Genomic DNA, 21,799 nt, shown 5'->3' on the forward strand with positions numbered 1-21,799 from the left:
TATTAATTATTGGGGCTTAATATATGGTGTAAAGATCTCCATCCATGTTTCCGGGCGGGCGATTGGTGAAAAACCGAATTGACTGTACAAGTTATGGGCATCTTTTGTAGCTAATGACCATCTTCTTAAACCTTTCAGATCGGGATGTTTCAGGATAGTTTGTACCAGCCATTTGGAAAGGCTTTTGCCGCGATAAGCAGGCAAAACAAATACATCGCAGATATAGGCAAACGTAGCACTATCGGTAACCACACGCGCAAAGCCCGCCTGTTCATTATTAAAATAAATACCAAAACACATGGAATTTTCAATGGCCTTAGCCAGTTTTTGCCGCGGAATACCTTTTGCCCAGTACGATTCGTTATTAAGATAATCATAAATAACATCAACATTAAGCAGGTTTTTATCGTTTGAGATCATGAAGCCTTTTTTCTCAAAAACCTCGTCATTCATAATTACAGTCATCAGTATAAGTTATATAGTAGTTTCAATAAAGTTTAAGTTTCGTACATAAACCTCATTCATGAGGGATACGCATATTTCGCCATCTTTATTGTAAATGTCAATAGGGAAGGAGCGAATAAATTTACCTTCCGTATTTAAAATATGTTCCGCCTGTGCTATATCGCTGTCAGTCAGCTCAATGCTAAATGATAAATTTACTGCAGCCGGTTTTGTGTATCGTATAGTTGCCGATTTTGACCACACCATTAGTTTATAGCCCTTGTGACTAAATATTTGATGAAACAGTAAGGGATAAAAAGGATCGGCAGCCGAAAAAATTGTACCGCCAAAAATTGTGTTATTATAGTTTTTATTAAGGAAGCTTTTCCTGATCCTCACTTCAACACCACGATAGCCTTTGCTAAACTTAACTACCCAGATACGCTGGAAAAGGAGAGGAGGGTAGAAGCGCATTACCCACTTTAATAATCCTTCGGATACTACCATAACGCTTAAATATCAGAAAAAAATTAAATACTGAGCAGTAAATGTGGATCAAATGAACCTATGTTTAAAAATAAAAAGATAGAAAAACCCCAGGCAAGCTGTAAACAATAAGCTTAAAGCTGGGTTTATAGTATGGTTCAAGACAAATTGATAATTTAATCTAAAGCAAATAACTATGAAAAAGCAATTTTTAAGTTTCGCGCTTGTCGCGGCAATGATCGGCGCAATTGCAACAAGCTGCAGCTCGGAAAAAAAGGCCGGCGGCGGATCTGACAGTACAAAAATGGACTCAACAAGTCAAAGTGCTCCGGCACCTGCTGCTACTGACACGACTAAAACCGACACTACCAAAAAAGACACAACCAAGAAAATGTAATTTGGTAAGGCATAAAAAAACCCGGCCAGGTATTTCACCGGTCGGGTTTTTTTATGCTTATTTCTCTTTAAAGTTTTAAAACGCTGTTTTTATAACGCCGCCGTCGGCCCGCAAAGTGGCGCCATTTGTTGCTGCCGATAATGGGCTTGCAACATAGGTAACCAAATTGGCAATTTCATCTGTTGTAATAAAGCGTTTTATTAATGAAGTACCACGCATATTGGTAAAAAATTCCTTTTCTATTTCAGCGTTACTTAAGCCCTGGTCTTTTGCCAAAGCCTCTATAAAATCGCCAACACCTTCAGATAAAGTTGGGCCTGGTAAAACGGTATTAACAGTAACGCCTGTGTTTTTAGTAAGCTCAGCTAAACCACGTGCAACTGCGATTTGGGCAGTTTTGGTTGTTCCGTAATGGATCATTTCTTCAGGGATCTGATAAGCCGATTCGCTGGAAATAAAAATAATGCGGCCCCAGTTTTTACTGATCATCCTGTCGAAATAAGCCCGCGATAAGCGCACTCCGCTTAAAACGTTAACTTCAAAAAATTTCATCCAGTCGGCATCAGTAATTGCAGCAAATGGTTTGGGCTCAAAAATACCAACATTGTTTACCAGGATATCAACTTCGGGTAATTGGTTAATCAATGCGTCAATCTGTTGTATATCTGAAAAATCTGCAGCAATACCTTTGATTTTATTATTACCGGTTTCTGCAATCAGTTTTTTTACAACTTCGTCAACCTTGGTTTGGTTACGGCCATTTACATATACTGTAGCACCTTCATTAGCTAATGATTTTGCAATTGCATAACCAATACCGGCTGTTGATCCGCTTACCAGTGCTGTTTTATCGTTAAGTTTAAGATCCATGATTTTATTTTTTGCTTTAATAACACAAGTGTAACACCGATGTTAGCTTTTAGCAGATATTAAAATCAAAAGATTAAACAACCTTGACAATTGATGCTGAGATTTGAATTTAACCCTGACCTGGCTGATACATTCTTTTTTCAACCGGTTGATAATATTCATTTAAATTTTCAGGTACACGGGATTTATATCCCAGAATCTGCCTTAGGTCATCGCTTAATCCTTCGCCAAATTCGTAACCTAAAAATCTCGGATAATCAAGTTGCTGTTTGAAGAAAGGCCGGGTAAAAGCCATGGTTAATGTTCGTCTTTTTCCGTCGGTATAATTTTTACCGGCTGCATGCCATAAATTGGAATCGAACAAAATAATGCTGCCTCTTTTTGCATTGGCACGATCTGCATTTTTGTAAAAGAAATCGCTTTCGGGTTTTTCATCGCCTTTATGCGATCCGGACAAGAAATAAGTTGATCCATTTTCGGCAGTAAAATCATCTAATACGATCATCATCTGGATCATTATTTTAAAATCACCGGTAAAGCTTCTTATATCCCTGTGTATATTCTGAACATAAGGTTTTTCGTCTCTTAAATTAATGACCGCCCCTAATGAATTTATAATGTAATTCCCTTTTAAAAAATGCGTTATCTGGTCTGCGCAATATTTCCGTTCAAGGAATTTTAATGAAAACCATTCCCGCTCAACAAGATGGTGTAAGGTTCCGTTCATGTTGTCGCCTATACCATTGGCAATTTGGATTTTACGCCTGACATCGTATGCAGGTACCAATGAATCTGTTATTTCATCGATGAAGGCGTCATCCAGGGCATCTTCATATATAATCCATCCATATTTGTCCATTACCTGGTCAAAATGTACAAGGTCAGCATCTGAATAGTTAAATTTATTTTCCATTTTATAATTAATTAAGGTTCGCGATTGCAGGGGTTTCGGTTTCAGAGGTAGTTGGTTGCGTTTTTTTTTGAGGCTGACGGTATAATGGAAAGAATTTAACTTCCGCATCGGTTTTTATGCCCGATCTTAAAACAAGATCATTATAAGCGGGTTCATCATTTACATAACACCAGATCCTGTCTTTTACCTGTAGGTTTGAGAAGAGTTTTTTGAAATTAAAAAGAGAATCTTCCTTTCCGCCAACGCCCCCTCCAAGGTGAAATATCTTTTTTCCTAACCTTCTGCCAATTATGCTTATTTCGTCTGTTAATAATTTACTTGGGGAGATATTCAGATAATCGGGCGATGTAGCCGAAAGATGATTTCTGACGATATCATCAGATAGTAAAATGAGCGCTCCGCACATAAGCTTAGGGCCGTCGTAAATTAAAACGAGTTTGTTTTTCATGTACTCTTCATTAAGAAGATTGATGAAATGCTGAACATCAAAATAATAGTTGGGCGAAGCATTCAACCGATCCATGTTTTTATAATACATTTCCGCGAAATCTTCAATTTCCTGAATGCAATCTGCCTCCTTGATAACATACCCCATTTTTCGCAGGCTTCTTATCTGGCGGCCAAGTCTTTTATCATACCTGTTCCGTTGATCATCTACAGGTATCGAGAGGTCGACATACAATGTTGTTCCGTTATCTTTAATACCGCCAATGTTTTCCAGTAAATGATACTGATCAAGAAACGGATGCAATCTTGAAAAGATGCAAATGGACGATTCTTCTTTCATGAAAGCTTTGAATGCAGCTTTAAATTGAGCGATTGTTGTGTTTGGCAGATCGGTGAGTTTAACATTGGATACAGGCCCGGAATAACCATACACACAGGTCATATCGAAATATTCTGAGCCTTCGATCTTTCTTTTGATCACCGGTAGTGCTACGAAGATTTCTTTTTCTTTATAAACAAACAGGAGCGGTTCGCCTTCAGTATTTAAGGAGTGATAATACCAGGTGTGAAATCCTTCGTGTGCATATGACAGGCTTATATATTCGTCCCAGTCTTCTCTATTACGAATGGTGAGATTTTGGTAGTCCATGGGGTAGATTTTTAATTGTGTGTGATTGTTATTAATTATAGTACCCTGGGGGAGGGCAGGTTTGTTCAAAGCAGCCAGGGGTGTCTGACAGTTTAGGGCTAAAAAAAGAAAAAGTTTATTCCGGCGCTGAGATCGGGCGCAAATTGATTGTTTACCGGAAAAGTTAAACTATGAATTGATTAAAGCAGGTATTTTACAGTATCAAAAGCTTTGCGTAGCCGAGACCTGCGCAATTCAAATAGGATATATCTTTTAATGTATAACAGCAAAAGCATTTTTTTTTGCATTCCGCGATAAGTAAACCGCCTGATGATCAGGTTAAAATCGCTGATAACCATTTCCATACGTGCTTCATTCCTTATCATGCTCCAAATACCTCCTGCGTGATTACGATAACAGCTCATCACTTCAGGCATCACGTATATTTTTCGGCCGGTGTTGAATGTAGCAAAAAGCTTAAAAAACTTATCAGCTGCATAACAGTTTGGATACCAAGACTTTTGAAACAGCTCATGCACTTCAGGGATATTATGATAAACAAGAGTAGCTGTTTTAGTTTCTACCTGTCGGCCTACTAACAGGTCATGGTAGGTATACTCCAGAGGCACCGGATTAGCCTCCATATTCAAGGTATTGTTATGGATGTCAATTACCCGTGTATAATGGCAGCAAATAATATACTCCGGGTTATTTTCCAAAAAATCGACTTGTTTCTGCAGCTTTTGTGGATTTGTCCAATAGTCGTCTCCATCGCAAAGGGCAATATATTTTCCTTCGCATGCGTTTAAAGTGTTAATGGTATTAAGGTGGGCGCCACGATTTTTTTCGGGTAAAATCAATTTTATTTTATCAGGGTATTTTTCTTTGTATGACCTCAATATTTCAGTAGTGCCATCGGTTGAGCAATCATCACCAATAACAATTTCATATCGAAAACTGGTTTCCTGCATCAAAAAACTCTCAATGGCCTGGCCGATAAATTCTTTATGGTTGTAAGTAGTGCAGCAAACACTAACCATCAAATCCTGGTCTGTTATCATAAAAAAATTAAAAATTATTGTGGCTTATTATAAATTGGTTTCTTGATGCAGATTGTATTCAAATGTGATATGGATACTTACAGGAATACATTGAATACGGCACAATGCTTCGCCATATGACTCACATTTTATCTATTTAATCGAAAAGTCTATTGTGTCAAATAGCTTTTAATGCAACTGGGTTTCGATCAAAAAATCAATAATTACGAGTCGGCTATAATACAGCATTTTTGCTATGTCAAATATATTTAATTCGCATCCAATAGCAGCCAGCGCCACTTTATTGGCTCTGAAATTGTAAAGTACTTTTCAAATACTTTACACACATGTGAATGCCTGTAAATATTTGGTGTATACCCGTGCAATCAGTTATGGATTTTAATTAAAAATTGAATAACAACAGCGTAAATTTATTTCTCAAAACAATTCTCATAATTAACATTATGTTAAATAACGGATTTAAAAGAAAGGCCTTTTTTCAAGGCCCCTCTTTTTTATTTTTTATCTGATTGATTATTGGTTTGCTGGTAAAGCATCAATCTGAGCTTTTAATTTTGCAGCGTTTGCATCATCTTTAACACCTAAATAGTAAGTCCTCAAGTTTTGCAGCGCATCAATTGATTTTGGTTGAAGTTCTGCCGCTTTCAGTAAGTATGGTTTAGCTTGTTCAAACTGTGCCTTAGCTTTGGCTATAGCAGCATCATATTCTTTTTGTTTGTTGGCCGGTAGTTTATTAGCAGCATTGTAAGCATCAATGGCTGGGTTTAAAATTACATAGCCGTAATTTAAATTAGCTTCAAAATAGTTAGGGTCAATTTCTAAAGCTTTTTTATACATTTCTCCGGCTTTCACGTAAGCTTCCGCTTTTGATGCCTGTAACTTTGCTTTTGCAGCGGCATCTTTAGTAGCGCCAGCTTCTTTTGCGTAATTATCTGCTGTTTGTGAATAAGTTAAGCCAGCGTAGTAATATAAAGTTTTGTTTTTAGGATCATTGGCTAAGGCCGCCTGGATCTTATCGCTAACTTCTTTTTCTTTTCCGGTTTGTAAGCTGATTTCTATTTCACGTTTGCGTAACTCACTGTTTGCAGGATATTTGGTTACACCTTCAGAAACGGTTTTAAGCGCGCCTGCTGTATCCTTGCTTGCAAGATACAATGATGAAAGATCAAGGTAAACACCAGCATTTTTTGAATATTTTGTAGTTACCAGTTTGCTGTAGTTAGATATTGCAGCCGGATAGTTTTTTCCGTTTGCAGCTGCAAGGCCTGTGTAATAAATAGCGTTGGTATCTTCAGGCAATACGGTGCGGTAAAAATCAAATGATTTGTAAGCCAGGTCATATTTACCGGCAGAATATTCTTTTACGCCTTTAGTTAACTGATATTGGGCTAAGTTTAAGTATGCCTCATCAATCATTTTTTTGTTTTCGCCTTTGGTATCAACTTCTTTAGCTTTTCTCAAAGCTTCATCGGCAGTGGTAAACAATGGCAACGAAGTTGCAGGTACAGTGTCCTGAACAGCTAACGCTGAATAAATTGAACCTTTTACAGCGTAGGTAAGCGGTAAAGCGGCAGTTTTTTCATTGGCCGCAGCTTTGTCTATCGACTCTTTTGCAGTAGTAAGACTTTTGCCCGCCATTGATGCCATTGCCGGCTGTCCCCTTAAGCCTGAATATTTTTCATATTCTTCTTTTGCTGTATTTAACTCCCCTTTTTGTGCAAAAGCTGTTGCTGAAACCAAGCCTAACAGGCCCGCCATCAAAAGTTTGATTTTCATGATTATTATTGATTGGTTAACTGTTTTAGTTTATTGTTTATTCTGTCTAACTGATCCTGGTTATTGGTTTTTGCGTATGCCAGCTGTAAAGCCTGCAAGCTATTCACATTGTTTGGTGAAATTTCATTGGCCTTTTCAAGCCATTGTATAGCCCTTCCAAGGTCCTGGGTGCTCTTCTCCCCTTTTGCAGCTGTACTTTGTTTTAAATATAATAGCCCTAAATTAAATACCGGATCAAAATATGTTCCGCTTAGTTCAATGGCATGTAAGTAAAGAGATTCTGCCTGGTCAAATTTATCTAAATGATCGTAACAATTAGCTGCAACAAATGCAATATCGGCGTTATTTGCATTAATATCAAGCAAGGGGCCAATTAAGGGCTCTAAGGCCTTATAATTTTTCTTGTTGTTGTAGATATTGGCTTCATCAAGCAGTAAAAACCTGTCATTAGGCAAAATCTTCCTCCCCTTTTGAAGGATCTGCAAAGCCCTGGTAGTATCCCCTAATGATTTGTAGATATTTGACGCTGTTTCAATATATTCAGTACGGGCACTGTCAACCTGGAGCATGGTACTGTAATATCTGGCAGCATCCTGCAAGTTACCGGCTTTGTTATTTGCGAAAGCAATATAAGTATTGATCTGGCCCATCTCCGGTGCATACTTCTTCGCACTTTCAAAAAAAGTTTTGGCATTGGCGAAATCCGAATTATTTACTGATTCAAAACCCTTACGGATATACACATTTGCCAGGCAGCGCTTGGTATAATCCAATTCGGACTGGTATTTGAAAATTTTGCTCATGCCCGATAGCCTGTCAACCAGTTTGGTTGTTTTGTCGAGCATATCTGCAGGCATGCCAAGTTTGTTCAAAGAGTCGATATACAGGATACTTGAGTTTACAATAGCCCTGTATAGGTTCTTTTCAATATCAGCCGTATCCGACTTTGTAATAATTAAACTATCTGCAGATTTTTTGGCTGCTGCCAAATACTTCAGGTCGTTTTTCTGTTTATAAAAAGCCAGGTTATTTACTACAACCTTAAGCGCTTCTTTTTGTGCGAAGGCAAAGGTTGTAGTAAAGCTTGTAATTAAAACCGATAAAATGATCTTGCGGTAGTGCATATTTATTATTCTGTTGTATCGTCAGTTGATGGTTCTGCGCCATTTTCAGCTGTATCACTGTCACCTGTATTTTCGGTGGTAGTTTCAGTGCCTTCGGCATTTTCATCTCCTTCTTTTACTTCTGCATCCTCATCATGCTCAATTTTGGCTACTGATGCAATTTCGTCGTTATTTTTAAGTGTGATAAGCCTTACACCTTGTGTAGCACGGCCCATTACCCTTAATTCACTTATTGCAATACGGATTATGATACCTGATTTATTAATGATCATCAAGTCTTCTTTATCTGTAACACCTTTTATGGCAACAAGGTTTCCGGTTTTTTCAGTAATATTTAGTGTTTTTACACCTTTACCACCACGGTTTGTGACACGATAGTCTTCAATATCGGTACGTTTACCGTATCCTTTTTCTGATACTACCAATACGGTTGTTTCAGCATCATCAATAGCTATCATGCCAACTACCTCATCATTTTCATCGTCGAGGGTGATACCACGAACACCGGTAGCGGTACGTCCCATCGGCCTAACTGTTGACTCATTGAAACGGATAGCGCGACCTGATTTAAGGGCCATCACAATCTCGCTGCTGCCGCTGGTTAAGCTTGCTTCAAGTAATGAATCGCCTTCGTTAATGTTGATGGCATTGATACCGTTTGAACGCGGACGTGAATAAGCCTCCAATGAGGTTTTCTTGATGGTACCTTTTTTGGTACACATAATGATAAAATTATTCTCAAGGTAGTTTTGATCTTTAAGCGAGATCAGTTTAATATAAGCCTTGATGTTTTCTTCTTTAGGGATATTAATGATATTCTGGATGGCACGCCCTTTTGAGGTACGGGTACCTTCCGGTATTTCAAATACCCTGAGCCAGAAACATTGTCCCGATTCGGTAAAGAACAACATGTAGTTGTGATTTGAGGCAATAAGCAGGTGCTCAATGAAATCCTCATCACGGCTGTTGCTGCCGATGGCACCTTTACCTCCCCTGCTCTGCCTGCGGTATTCGGTAAGCGGGGTACGTTTGATATAGCCTTCGCGTGAAATTGTAATTACTACGTCCTCGTCCTCAATAAAGTCCTCAGTTTGCATTTCGGCAGATGAGTGAACCATTTCTGTGCGGCGCTCATCACCATATTTTTCCTTAACTTCAAGTAACTCATCTTTGATGATCTGCATTCTTAAGCCTTCGTCGCTCAGGATGCTTTTTAAATGTTCAATGAGTTGCATTAAAGCGGCATATTCGTCTTTAATCTTATCACGTTCAAGTCCTGTTAACCTCCTTAAGGTCATGTCAAGAATAGCACGCGCCTGGATATCTGTTAAACCAAAGCTGGTCATCAAGCCTTCTCTTGCTTCATCCGGGGTTTGTGAAGCACGGATCAGGCGGATAACCTCATCAAGATGATCCAAAGCTATCAATAAGCCCTCAAGAATGTGCGCACGTTTTTCAGCTTCGTTAAGCTCAAATTTGGTACGGCGTACAACAACTTCGTGGCGGTGCTCAACAAAGTGATGAATCAAATCCCTCAGGTTAAGCAGCATTGGACGGCCATTAACCAGCGCGATGTTGTTTACACTAAATGAGGTTTGAAGTGCTGTATATTTAAACAGGTTGTTTAATACGATAGCTGCATTAGCATCACGTTTGATTTCGTACACTACGCGGATCCCTTCACGGCTCGATTCGTCGCGAATGGCCGAGATACCTTCCAGTTTCTTTTCGTTAACCAGTTCGGCAGTACGCTCAATCATCAAAGCTTTGTTTACCTGGTAAGGTATTTCACTTACAATGATGCGTTCACGTTCGCCGTTGTATGTTTCAATTTCGGCACGGGCGCGGATCACCACCCTGCCGCGACCTGTTTCCAGTGCTTCGCGCGGGCCATCATAACCGTAAATGATACCGCCGGTAGGGAAATCGGGGCCTTTTACATATTTCATTAACTCGCCAACCTCTATCTGACGGTTATCAATTAATGCCATAGTAGCGTCAATCACTTCCGAAAGATTGTGCGGCGCCATATTGGTAGCCATACCTACCGCAATACCCGAAGCCCCGTTAACCAGCAGGTTAGGGAATTTGGATGGCAGTACGGTTGGTTCCTGCAGCGAGTCGTCAAAGTTTAATTGAAAATCAATGGTGTCTTTGTTGATATCGGCAAGCATCTCCTCGGCAAGCTTTTGCAAGCGTGCTTCTGTATAACGCATTGCCGCCGGCTCGTCACCATCAACAGAACCGTAGTTACCCTGGCCCTCAACCAGCAGGTAGCGTAAGCTCCACTCCTGGGCCATACGTACCATAGTATCATATACCGATTTATCACCGTGAGGGTGATACTTACCCATTACCTCACCCACAATACGGGCAGATTTTTTATAGGGCTTGTTATTTGTTAAACCCAGGTCAAGCATACCGTAAAGCACACGCCTGTGTACCGGTTTCAGTCCATCGCGGACATCGGGCAGCGCCCTGGAAACAATCACCGACATTGAATAGTCAATGTACGCCGATCGCATTTCCTCATCAATATTTATCGAAATTATCCTGTCTTCTGCGTGTGAATTATCGTTTTCTGTTCCTTCAGCCATTTTAAATTATTTGTAGAACCTTCTCTTATAATTGCGTGTTAAAATTGATTTTTCAACGACCTGCGAAGTTAAAAAAATACTTGGTATTGCGCCAACTTAGTAACAAGAAAGCGCGGCACATATTGCCATGGACACAACAATTTTGTTACTTTAATCAGGGTTTATTTAACTTTTACCCAGTAATCTTCAACCTTGTTGCCGTTAGGCAAAACCGAAAGCAGTTTAAGCGTATCGTTACTGATTGTGTAGTTGTATTTTATGGTTTTATTAAGCAGTTTTGACTCCTGCATACAATAGGTCTGGGTTTCAAAGCAGGTATCGTCTTTTAGCTGGTAATCGCCTTTTTCATATATTACGGTTTTTTCCCCATCCTCTATTACTTTAGCTTTATAATGCTCATCATCGTAAATGCGTTGTAGTTTATAGGCTGTAGGGGCTGCATCAAGCTTTCCGTTAATTATGCCGCCGCGATATTCCCAGTTGCCTTTCAGCGGGCTATCGGCAAAGCGGAAAGCGCATAGCAATAATGTGATGATTATTGGTAGAATAGATTTTTTCATTGGTGATATTATTAGCTAAAAGCTGAAAGCTTTTTTCCTTCCCTTTTGCTTTTAGCTTTCTGCTTTCAGCTTAACCCTGTACCCAGTTAATGCCTTTTTTTAGTAAAGATAGTGTTTTTTCCTCTTCGCTGCCAGCTACCGGATGATAGTCATAAACCCATTTGGCTGTAGGCGGTAGGCTCATCAGTATCGACTCAATGCGGCCATTGGTTTCCAACCCGAATTTGGTACCTGCATCATAAACCAGGTTAAATTCGGCATAACGGCTGCGGCGCTGATATTGAAACAATTGCTGCGCTTCTGTAAATGATTTATCGCGGTTGCGGTTTACCAATTCGGTGTATAATGGTGCAAACGAGCGGCCAACTGATTTTGAAAATTCAAAGATATCCTCCCAGCTCAATTCGTCATTGGCGGTGAGCCTGTCATAGAATATGCCGCCTATGCCGCGGGTTTCGTTACGGTGTTTGATGTAGAAATAATCATCGGCCCATTTTTTAAAGCGGGGATAAAAATCGGCATAATACTGATCGCAGGCAGCTTTTAAGCCTCCATGAAAAAAACGGGCATCATCTTCAATTACATAGTGAGGGGTTAAATCAATACCGCCGCCAAACCAGCGAACCGGTTTCTGGCTATCGCCCATGGTTGAGGGCATTTCAAAATAACGGATGTTCATATGGATGATAGGCACCAGCGGGTGATTGGGATGGATCACAATAGATACGCCGGTAGCAAAAAAATCATCCTGCTCAACCTGCAGCGCCCGCTTCATAGTATCGGGCAAATGACCGTGAACTGCTGAAAAATTAACCCCGCCTTTTTCAAGGATCTTCCCATTCTGGATAACCCGGGTACGGCCACCACCTCCACCCTCGCGCTCCCAAAGTTCCTCTTCAAATTTTGCTGCGCCATCCAATTGTTCAAGTGCGGCGCAGATCTCATCCTGTATTTGCTTATAATCTTCGGCTATTTGTTCTTTGCTGATCATAGGCTGTAAAAGTAATGAATTTTGAAGATTGCCGGGGAAGCCTTTTGTAAAGCAGTAAAGGAGGATTAATGTAGCTGTTGTATCGCACTGATAAGAGAAAACTCAGCATGTTCAACTTTTTAAGTGTAAACATATAGATAAAATCAAATAATTGATAGTCAGCTATTTAAATGTTCATGTTTTAACAGATTAAAAAATAAAACACTGATTATTAGCGGTTTGCAATTTTACATCCCTGCAACATTAAACATTTTGAACACCCCTTTTTCAAAAACTGAACACCTGACTTTTTAGCTTATTTCCACATAGTTCAGGTCCTTACCAAAAGTTTCTTTCAGCTGGCTTAAGGATAATAATGCGACTGCCGTAAGGATACCCATCATAATATATCCCGATTTGATATACCCGTATTTAGCATTGAACGCGTTGAATGCTAATGTTATCGGGATCAATGAGCCGCGTACAAAATTAGGCACTGTGGTGGTAACCGTTGAGCGGATATTAGTGCCAAATTGCTCGGATGCTATGGTCACAAAAGTTGCCCAGTACCCAACTGTGCATCCCATAAAGAAACTCAGTACCGCAAAGCGTTCAGGTGTGATGCCATTATCGCTCAGGTAAAAATGCACACTTACCAATGAAAGTATTAAAAATACAGCCATGGTTAATTTTCGCGATTTGGTAACCTGGGCCAGTAAGCCGGCCACAATATCGCCAATGGCAATACCAATGTAGCTGTAAAAAATACCATCGCCAGGTTTAATTATCGTTTTGGCCCCTAATGCAGCTCCAAACTTATCCGAAAAACTGATCAGTACACCTACCACATACCAAAGCGGTGCGCCTATCAGGATACAAAAGAGGTATTTTTTTAACCGTTCCCAGTTAGTAAACAGCATAAATATGTCGCCTTTAGACACATCGCTTTTCTCTACATTTTTAAACATGCCCGATTCAAAAGTACCGATGCGGAGCAGCAACAGCAATATACCTAAACCGCCGCCTACAAAGTAAGCATTGCGCCATCCAAATTTAGCTACCGCGTAAGCTGCTGTTGCACCAAATAAACCAATAACGGCAACCATCATGGTTCCGTATCCGCGGTTTTCCTTGCTTAATGTTTCGCTAACCAAAGTAATACCTGCGCCAAGCTCACCTGCCAGGCCAAGCCCGGCAATAAACCGCACAATGGCATAAGTATTTACATCATGAACCAGGCCGTTTGCAAAATTGGCGATAGAATAAAGTAATATCGAACCAAAAAGCACTTTAATGCGGCCAAGCTTATCGCCTACAATACCCCAAATAATGCCGCCAAGCAACAATCCCAACATCTGGATACTGATGATAAATTGGCCTTTATCAGTTATTTCCTGGGCATTTAAGCCAATATCTTTAAGGCTGGGAATCCGTACTATCGAAAAAACTAAAAGATCGTATATATCAACAAAATAGCCCAGGGAAGCAACAAGTACTAAGAAAATAGCATTCCCTGTAACTTTGGCATTGGTAGCATCGGTCATAAAGTGTAAAAATTGGTTGGCTAATGTAGGCGATTTGTTCAGATAAAAACAAAAAAATCAGCACAAAAAAAACCCCTGTTAAGGCAGAGGTTTTGTGAGTAAATTTTTTTCAATAACTTTATATATTTATACCTTTTTCACGTTAACTGCCTGTAAACCTTTTCTGCCTTCTTCAACATCGTACGTAACGCTGTCGTTATCTTTTATGGCATTTACGCCGCCTTGCACGTCTTTGAAGTGTACAAAAAGATCCTTACCCTCTTCGGTAATAATAAAGCCATAACCTTTCTGTGTGTTAAACCATTTTACTTTTCCAGTTTTCATAATTATAATAATAGTAATAAAAAATTCGTGTTAAGATCTACTAAAACCAAACTGAAAACAAAATAGGTTTATATTGGTTCAGAAGGAATAGACATCCAGCTTCCCTCAAATATATAAAATTATTAAATAAACCAAATAAAATTATTTATTTGGTTGTGGTGTCAGGCGCAAATAGGGCTTAACCGCCGTAAAACCCTTTGGAAATTTGGCGGGGATGTCTTCAGTCTTGATTGCGGGCACTACTACAACGTCCTCTCCTTCCTTCCAGTCGGCAGGTGTGGCAACACTATAATTGGCAGTTAACTGCAGTGAATCTATCACCCTTAAAATCTCCTGGAAGTTGCGGCCGGTTGATGCAGGATAAGTGATGATCAGCTTAACTGCTTTGTCAGGCCCGATAATAAATAAGGAACGCACAGTAGCATTTACCGAAGCATTTGGATGGATCATATCATAAGCTTCAGAAATTTTACGGTCTTCATCGGCAATGATCGGGAAGTTTACTTCAACGCCCTGGGTTTCATTAATGTCCTGGATCCAGCCGTGATGCGATTCTACCGAATCAACGCTAAGCGCCAGTACTTTAACATCACGTTTGGTAAACTCATCTTTTAAAGCAGCTGTTTTGCCAAGCTCGGTGGTACAAACAGGTGTATAATCGCCAGGGTGCGAGAATAATACGCCCCAGCTATCGCCTAAATATTCATAAAAGTCAATTTCGCCTTCTGATGTTTTTGCTTTGAAGTTTGGCGCTTTATCGCCCAGTCTTAAACTCATAATTGATAGAATTTTTGTTGTAAATTAATACGACTAAGTTACTATACATTCATAAACAAATGCAAACAAACTTTAAATAATCATATTGTTTACGCCAACATTACAAAGGTTGTGTTGTTGAAGTTTGAAATAATACAACTATATTCATGAGCAAACACACCTATGATACCGGCATAATTGGCAATTGTGCCTTTTTAGCCCATATTAATAAAAATACCAATGTCGACTGGCTTTGCTGGCCGCGTTTTGACAGCACTTTTATTTTTGGCGGACTGCTTGACAAGGAAAAAGGCGGAGAGTTTTCGATCCGTCCTGAAGGTGAATACACCACAGTACAACATTACCTGGAAAATACCAATGTTTTAATTACCGAAATAAGTCCTGCAAGCGGCGGTAAATACCGCATAACTGATTTTGCACCACGCTTTTATCAGCACCAGCGTTACTATAAACAATTGATGCTGATCAGGAAAATTGAAGCGATTGAAGGTTCGCCAAGGATTATTGTTAAGTGCGAGCCTGTATCCGAGTATGGTGCTGTTAAACTCAGCGTAAACCGCGGCAGTAATCATATCCAATATCAGGGCGGTGAAGAAAATATTCGTCTTACCACCAATATCCCGATAAGCTATATTTTTGATGAGCAGCCATTTGTGCTCAACGAAACCAAGTACCTGGCCATGACCTATGGTGAACCGCTTGAAGCACCGCTCATCAGCACTGTTGATCGTTTTTTGGCCGAAACCGTGCAATACTGGCGTACCTGGATCAAGCACTCATCAATCGCCACCTATTTTCAGCCTTTTGTAATCCGTTCCGCCTTAGCCCTTAAAATACACCAGTATGAAGATACCGGCGCCATTATAGCCGCAAGCACTACAAGCCTGCCCGAATCGCCGGGAAGTGGACGCAACTGGGATTACCGTTATTGCTGGCTACGGGATACCTACTATGTGATCACCGCGCTAAACCACATTGGTCATTTTGAGGAAATGGAAAAGTATTTTGGCTATGTTACCGATATCACGTTTTCGGAAATGGAACGCTATCAGCCACTCTATGGTATCACCGGTAAAAAAGACCTTGTAGAAAATATCCTGACCGACTTAGCCGGCTATATGGGCAACCAGCCGGTACGTATTGGCAACCAGGCATCCGAACACATTCAAAATGATATTTACGGGCAGGTTTTGATCTCCCTGCTCCCATTGTATACCGATCATCGTTTTGTTTTTTCTGAACGAAAAGATTCAGTACACTGGATAGCGTTTTTATTAAGTAAAATAGAGCACACTATCGACGAAAAGGATGCCGGTATCTGGGAGTTCAGGAACATGGCTAACATCCATTGTTACAGCAACCTGTTTCAATGGGCAGGCGCATCTGCCGCCGAAAAAATGGCGCGCACCATCCAAAACCAGGAACTGATTGATAAGGCCGTATCCCTTAAAGAACGTGCGGCCGCGCACATCGAGAGTTGTTACGACCCGGTACGCAAAGTTTACACCAACTCGGCCGGGAGCAGTAATCTTGATGCCAGTACTTTACAGCTTATTATGATGAATTATCTTGATCCCAATTCGCAAAAAGCAAAGGATCATTTAGCTGCACTGGAAAAAGAGCTAAGAACGCCAAATGGTCTATTTTACAGATACTTATATGCCGATGATTTTGGTAAGCCTAAAACCACTTTCCTCATCTGCGCCTTTTGGTATGTAGAGGCACTGGCAACAGTTGGCCGTTTGGATGATGCCCAGCGCGAGTTTGGCAACCTGTTACAATATTCAAATCACCTGCTGCTGTTTAGTGAAGATGTTGATGAGGAAGATGGCAGCCAGTGGGGCAATTTCCCGCAGGCTTACAGCCATGTGGGGTTGATGAATGCAGCCTACCGGATTGCTATGAAGCTGGACAGGCCGATATTTTTGTAAGGTACTTTTATCATTAATAGAAAAAAATGTCATTTCGACGAACCAAGGGTGGGATTTGTGCATCGGAGGTAAGGAGAAATCTTCTACGCCCTGCTTTTACAAGTATAAATTGTAGAGCCTGATGTAGAAGATTTCTCTTTCGCTCCACCTCTCAGCCCGTCCCTGCTCAATCGAAATGACATTTTCTTTTTTTATAATCTGTCACTGGTCGAAGTTTAGCGACAGCGTAACTTCGTCCTAAAATCATGGAAGCATTCTGCTTCCGTGATTCAGGTTCAAATGCTCATTTCAAATGCTATTTAAATAAGGATTCTTAAGCTGAAAGCTTAAGCTATTTTAGGACGAAGTTACGCTGTCGCTAAACTTCGACCAGTTCGTGGGGTGCGGCGGGGTTGTGTAGTGGCAGGGAGGGGTTTATGCGCCATTTCAAACGAATAACTTTATCAGTGAAACCCCTCCCTACACCCTCCCAAGGGAGGGAATCGCACAATCCCACGCTTTTCCATTTCTTCCGAATACCTGTGATGCCCTCACAGATCAGTACAAAAAAGCCCGATTGATTTAAAAGATCAATCGGGCTTTAATTTTTAACGCTATGTTTTACACCTGCGTCCCCTCTTCCACCGGCGTGTATTTAGCAAAACTCGTAAGCAGTTTCCTCACTTCACCTGGATTTCGCAAGTAGAATTTCGCTGCCGAAAGATTACTGCCAACTTTAATGGTTATTGCACTTTCGGGCAGGGCCTTAAAAATATCTTCGTCGGTATAATCATCACCAAAAGCTATAATAAAATCATAATCGCGGCCCTCGGTAAGTGTTAAAGCAGCTTTGCCTTTATTAATGTCCATATTCTTAACTTCCAGCACCTTATCCCCCGGTAATAGTTGTAATCCTTTATCACTGGCAAGATATTTTAAGTTGTTTATGAGCTCATTGGCCCTTAGTTCACCAAGGCCTGCCTGGGCTTTCCGGTAATGCCATACCAATGAGTATGTTTTTTCTTCAATGAACGAGCCCGGGGTACGATCAACATAAGTTTCCAGTATGGGATAAATATCATGTTTCCACTGATCGCTGAGCCCGCCGATTTTATGCCAGGAAGTGCCTGGTTGTTTAAACCATGATCCGTGCTCGGCAATGAGATAGATATCATTGTCTTTAAACCAATCGTCGAGGTTCTCGTGTTTGCGCCCACTGATCAAAACCAGTTGATTTGCAGGATCTTCGGCAAGTTTATTAATGATATTATATAATTCTTTATCCGGATTAGCCTGGTCAATATTCGATTTAAAATTTACCAGGGTGCCGTCATAATCTAAAAAGATAACCCGCTTTTTAGTTTTGATATAGCGGTTGATGATGCTCTGTTCGGTAGTGTTGCTTACGTGCCTGGCCTGCATGGAGCGCTGCATCAGTTTTACTTCTTTCAGCCTGTCCATAAAAATTTTAACCCAGTGCGATGTGTTGAATTTTGCAACAAGCTGCCTCATCGGGATCATACGCCTGCGCTGCTCTTCAAGCGGCATATTGATAGCTTGTAAAATAGCGCGGCAAACTTCACCTGTATTATTAGGGTTTACAATTATGGCATCTATGAGTTCTTTAGATGATCCGGCCATTTCGCTCATAATCAGCACACCATCATTGTTTATCCTGCTGGCTACATACTCTTTGCTTACCAGGTTCATACCATCGCGCATGGGTGTAACCAAACAAACATCGGCCGAATAATAGAGGGCCGACAGGGTTTCGATGGGGAACGAGCGGTAGTAATAATGGATTGGGCTCCAGTCCATAGTGCGGTACAGTGCATTGATCTTCCCTACTTTTTTATCTATTTCATCGCGAAGGTGGGCGTATTGAGGCACAGTATCTCGCGAAGGAACCACGATCATGTAAAGGGTAATACGTTCAATACATTCCGGGCATTGTTCAAGCAGGAGTTCAAACGCTTCGAGCCTTTGCAAAATCCCCTTGCTATAATCAAGCCTGTCAATAGAAAGGATCAGTTTTTTGTTTTGAAAGTTTTCTTTAATTAAGCCAATCTGTTCCTTTACTTCATCCTGCAGCGGTAATGACGAATATCTTTTTTCATCAATCCCCATCGGGAAAGATTCGATTACAACTGAACGCTCACCATTGCTGATAATATTGGCGCTTGATGATACCGGGAGCAAGCGCGTAGCCGCTCCTAAAAAGTGGCGCACATCATCAAAAGTGTGTAAACCAATGAGGTCAGCACCAAGCATACCTTCTAAAAGTTCTGAACGCCATGGAATTAACCTGAACATTTCATTGGATGGAAATGGGATATGCAGGAAAAAACCGATGGAAACATCGGGTAGCTCCTGCCTGACCAGGGCAGGTAATAACAATAACTGGTAATCATGGATCCAAATCACATCACCGGGTTCGGCAATGCTCAGGATCATATCCCTGAATTTTTTATTTACCGCTTTATAATAATCCCAGTTTGATTGTTTGTAGGCTGCATAGGTTGAGGCGTAGTAATGAAAAACGGGCCATAAAACCTCGTTGCTAAAACCTTCGTAATATTGATTGATCTCTTCCTGATCTAAAAAAACGGGGATCAGGTTTAAGTCTTTTAATTCTTTAGTAACCTGGTCTTTATCTTCCTGTTCGGCTATCTCTACTCCGGGCCAGCCTATCCACACATTATCACCCTGTTTATATATTGAACCTAAACCGGTAGCTAATCCTCCCTCGCTTGGTGATGAATGGTAAGCACCATCAGTTTTGGAAATTTTAACAGGTAAGCGGTTTGATACAATTATTGTTTTCGACATACTAACTAAATATTAATTAATATTTAAAAGGCGAAAACAGTGTTTTTGTTTTATGAAATGCGCTTTATGATATAAAAACGAGATTTTTAAGCACAAAAAAAGCCGTCCTGATATTCGGGACGGCTTTTCATTGTTATAATTTTCGGAATTATTTCACTTGTTGGAAAAACTCGATGTTAGCTTGTTGAGTGATCCTTACCAAAACTTCGTGTTTGTCGTTTTTCAAGTCAACAAAGTATGAAGTTGGCTCGATAGCGTCATTGATTGAAGTGTTAGCCTGGTAAACGATAACTTCGCCTACTTCGTAACCTTTGTATTCGTTGTTGATTTGTTTAAGGGCTTTAGCTGGGATAGCTTTGTTGTCAACACGTTGAGTTGTACCTAAAAATTCACCTTGCAGATTGTAGAAAGCAGTTTTTTGAACGCCATCAACAGTGAAAGTAGCTTTTTGAACGTTTTTAGTTACAGTCCAGTTAACGTTGGTAGCTTCAGCAAAATCAGCAGTAAAGCCGTGTAATGCAATGTAAGAAACGTTTGTACCACCGTCAGATTTTTTGCTACCATCGGCAAAAGCGTTAACGGTAAATAATGCTGCGGTTGCTATTGTTAAAAATATCTTTTTCATGTTCGTTTAAATTTTAAATCCATAACAAAAGTAAGGTATACTTATCAATATGTCAAATTTTACTAAACTTTTATGAATATTTAATAATTATAGCCTTTTATAGCCTCAAAATTTAAATTTTGTCAATTACCTTAGTGTATATTTTACAATATCTAAAAGAAAAAACGCCAATTAATGGCGTTTTTTCTTTGCTAAACCGATTTATGTTGTCATGAAAATGTCATTTAGCCATTATCCGCAAAGCCGGGATACAAAGTCATGCCCCCATCTGCAAAAATTGTTACCCCGGTAACGTAATCCGACTGGTCTGAGGCCAGCCAAACGGCCAGTTTTCCGATATCGTCGGGCTGCCCTATCCGGTTGTAAGGGATGAGCGTCAGCAATTTGTCCAGTGCTTCCGGGGTATCCCAGGCCTCCTTATTAATAGGTGTTTGTATAGCACCCGGCCCTATTCCATTTACCCTGATCTTGTGCGGGGCAAGCTCCTGGGCTATACTTTTCATAAACATCATAATGCCGCCCTTGCTGGCCGCATAGTTCACATGGCCTGCCCATGGGATAACTTCATGCACGCTGCTCATGCAAATGATCTTGCCTGCGGCCTTGCTTTTTTCTTCAACAACACCGCGCCTGATAAATTCTTTGGCAGCCTCCCTGGCGCAAAGAAACTGGCCTGTTAAGTTAATGCTGATCACTTTGTTCCAATCGTCAAGTGTCATATCAACAAATTTGGAGTCTTTTTGAAGTCCGGCATTATTTACCAGGATATCTATGGTGCCGTATTGCTTGAATATTTCGGCAAACATAGCCTTTACCTCTTCCTCATGGCTCACATCGGCCTGGAATGCAAATGCCTCGCCGCCTGAAGCTTTGATCTGGCTTACCACATCATCGGCAGCTGTTTTATTATGGGCATAGTTAATCAGCAGTTTGGCTCCGGCAGCAGCCATTGCCAATGCTACTCCTTTACCAATGCCGCTATCAGCACCGGTTACCAGCGCCGCTTGTCCTTTTAATAGTTGGGGGTTATTGCTCATAGATAAACGTTTTTGTGTTTAATATAAGCAATTGAATTGAGAGGGGAATTGTTTTTGTCTGAACCGGGATTTATGGACTTTTATACCCTCCCGTCATTGCGAGGAACGAAGCAATCGCGAGCTATACAGGGCGGACCTGCTCATCGGGGATTATTAATAATTTTATTTTTACAGGTATAAATTAACTCCCTTCAGTTGATTGTCTGCGTTTCTTATAATGATGTGATCGTAAGTGGTTTATTAATTATATTTTTCGATCAATTTTATAATATGGGCGTTGCCTGCGGCCCGGGCTTTTCGTTGCAAGTCCTCGCCTTTCCTACCCGCAATCCCTACGCGCGCTGTGGGCTTTACACTGCAATCCCTCCTATGTTTACATTTAATATTATTGTAATGATTTTATGAGTGAAAAGAGTGAGAGCACAGCAATCCCAAACAGCCTTGAGCATGTTGAGCGTTAGATATAGCCTCACTCTTTTA

At 40.5% G+C, this 21,799-nt stretch carries 19 protein-coding genes; 2 read left to right on the forward strand and 17 right to left on the reverse strand.

What is annotated here, in order from left to right; translation table 11 throughout:
- Nucleotides 1–6 precede the first annotated feature (6 nt).
- Nucleotides 7–465, reverse strand: a complete 459-nt coding sequence (locus ACFFGT_RS27210) for a GNAT family N-acetyltransferase (protein ID WP_377025663.1) — start codon at nt 463–465, stop codon at nt 7–9.
- Nucleotides 466–474: 9 nt separating this feature from the next.
- The gene (locus tag ACFFGT_RS27215) at nt 475–951 is read right to left on the reverse strand and encodes a DUF4442 domain-containing protein (RefSeq protein ID WP_377025664.1); all 477 of its coding nucleotides are present in this window, start codon (nt 949–951) and stop codon (nt 475–477) included.
- Between the two features lie 175 nt (nt 952–1,126).
- Here ACFFGT_RS27215 and ACFFGT_RS27220 point away from each other — a divergent pair, with 175 nt between their 5' ends.
- A complete protein-coding gene (locus tag ACFFGT_RS27220; protein WP_377025665.1) occupies nt 1,127–1,327 on the forward strand; it encodes a hypothetical protein in 201 nt (66 codons plus the stop codon).
- 75 nt (nt 1,328–1,402) lie between these two features.
- Here ACFFGT_RS27220 and ACFFGT_RS27225 read toward each other — a convergent pair whose 3' ends face one another.
- From ACFFGT_RS27225 to ACFFGT_RS27280, 12 genes are all read right to left on the reverse strand, one after another.
- Nucleotides 1,403–2,197: an SDR family NAD(P)-dependent oxidoreductase gene (locus ACFFGT_RS27225; protein WP_377025666.1), complete on the reverse strand. Its 795-nt coding sequence runs from the start codon at nt 2,195–2,197 to the stop codon at nt 1,403–1,405.
- A gap of 109 nt (nt 2,198–2,306) precedes the next feature.
- Nucleotides 2,307–3,110 carry a phytanoyl-CoA dioxygenase family protein gene (locus ACFFGT_RS27230; protein WP_377025667.1) on the reverse strand — a complete coding sequence of 268 codons (804 nt, stop codon included), beginning with the start codon at nt 3,108–3,110 and terminating at the stop codon, nt 2,307–2,309.
- A 7-nt stretch (nt 3,111–3,117) separates the two neighbouring features.
- Nucleotides 3,118–4,206 (reverse strand): GNAT family N-acetyltransferase, encoded by a 1,089-nt coding sequence (locus tag ACFFGT_RS27235; RefSeq protein ID WP_377025668.1) that lies wholly within the window; start codon nt 4,204–4,206, stop codon nt 3,118–3,120.
- Between the two features lie 179 nt (nt 4,207–4,385).
- A complete protein-coding gene (locus tag ACFFGT_RS27240) occupies nt 4,386–5,246 on the reverse strand; it encodes a glycosyltransferase family 2 protein (RefSeq protein WP_377025669.1) in 861 nt (286 codons plus the stop codon).
- A gap of 513 nt (nt 5,247–5,759) precedes the next feature.
- Nucleotides 5,760–7,022: a tetratricopeptide repeat protein gene (locus tag ACFFGT_RS27245; protein WP_377025670.1), complete on the reverse strand. Its 1,263-nt coding sequence runs from the start codon at nt 7,020–7,022 to the stop codon at nt 5,760–5,762.
- Between the two features lie 5 nt (nt 7,023–7,027).
- Nucleotides 7,028–8,146 carry a tetratricopeptide repeat protein gene (locus ACFFGT_RS27250; RefSeq protein ID WP_377025671.1) on the reverse strand — a complete coding sequence of 373 codons (1,119 nt, stop codon included), beginning with the start codon at nt 8,144–8,146 and terminating at the stop codon, nt 7,028–7,030.
- 5 nt (nt 8,147–8,151) lie between these two features.
- Nucleotides 8,152–10,743: a DNA gyrase subunit A gene (gene gyrA / locus ACFFGT_RS27255; RefSeq protein ID WP_377025672.1), complete on the reverse strand. Its 2,592-nt coding sequence runs from the start codon at nt 10,741–10,743 to the stop codon at nt 8,152–8,154.
- Between the two features lie 161 nt (nt 10,744–10,904).
- Nucleotides 10,905–11,303, reverse strand: coding sequence for a hypothetical protein (locus ACFFGT_RS27260; protein WP_377025673.1), 399 nt, complete (start codon nt 11,301–11,303; stop codon nt 10,905–10,907).
- A gap of 70 nt (nt 11,304–11,373) precedes the next feature.
- Entirely contained in the window at nt 11,374–12,294 is a 921-nt protein-coding gene (gene hemF / locus ACFFGT_RS27265; RefSeq protein ID WP_377025674.1) for an oxygen-dependent coproporphyrinogen oxidase, read from the reverse strand.
- Nucleotides 12,295–12,584: 290 nt separating this feature from the next.
- Nucleotides 12,585–13,817 (reverse strand): MFS transporter, encoded by a 1,233-nt coding sequence (locus ACFFGT_RS27270; RefSeq protein WP_377025675.1) that lies wholly within the window; start codon nt 13,815–13,817, stop codon nt 12,585–12,587.
- Nucleotides 13,818–13,943: 126 nt separating this feature from the next.
- The gene (locus tag ACFFGT_RS27275) at nt 13,944–14,141 is read right to left on the reverse strand and encodes a cold-shock protein (RefSeq protein WP_091207011.1); all 198 of its coding nucleotides are present in this window, start codon (nt 14,139–14,141) and stop codon (nt 13,944–13,946) included.
- 141 nt (nt 14,142–14,282) lie between these two features.
- A complete protein-coding gene (locus tag ACFFGT_RS27280; RefSeq protein ID WP_377025676.1) occupies nt 14,283–14,918 on the reverse strand; it encodes a peroxiredoxin in 636 nt (211 codons plus the stop codon).
- A 146-nt stretch (nt 14,919–15,064) separates the two neighbouring features.
- Here ACFFGT_RS27280 and ACFFGT_RS27285 point away from each other — a divergent pair, with 146 nt between their 5' ends.
- The gene (locus ACFFGT_RS27285) at nt 15,065–16,849 is read left to right on the forward strand and encodes a glycoside hydrolase family 15 protein (protein WP_377025677.1); all 1,785 of its coding nucleotides are present in this window, start codon (nt 15,065–15,067) and stop codon (nt 16,847–16,849) included.
- 600 nt (nt 16,850–17,449) lie between these two features.
- Here ACFFGT_RS27285 and ACFFGT_RS27290 read toward each other — a convergent pair.
- The 3 genes from ACFFGT_RS27290 to ACFFGT_RS27300 form a co-directional block, all read right to left on the reverse strand.
- Complete coding sequence (locus ACFFGT_RS27290; RefSeq protein WP_377025678.1) at nt 17,450–19,657, reverse strand: bifunctional alpha,alpha-trehalose-phosphate synthase (UDP-forming)/trehalose-phosphatase; 2,208 nt, start codon at nt 19,655–19,657, stop codon at nt 17,450–17,452.
- Nucleotides 19,658–19,805: 148 nt separating this feature from the next.
- On the reverse strand, nt 19,806–20,282 hold the full coding sequence (locus tag ACFFGT_RS27295) for a hypothetical protein (RefSeq protein WP_377025679.1): 477 nt from the start codon (nt 20,280–20,282) through the stop codon (nt 19,806–19,808).
- Between the two features lie 224 nt (nt 20,283–20,506).
- The gene (locus tag ACFFGT_RS27300) at nt 20,507–21,319 is read right to left on the reverse strand and encodes an SDR family oxidoreductase (protein ID WP_377025680.1); all 813 of its coding nucleotides are present in this window, start codon (nt 21,317–21,319) and stop codon (nt 20,507–20,509) included.
- Nucleotides 21,320–21,799 lie beyond the last annotated feature (480 nt).

The organism is Mucilaginibacter angelicae (genome assembly GCF_042434235.1).
In the GTDB taxonomy this organism is placed as follows: Bacteria; Bacteroidota; Bacteroidia; order Sphingobacteriales; family Sphingobacteriaceae; genus Mucilaginibacter; species Mucilaginibacter angelicae.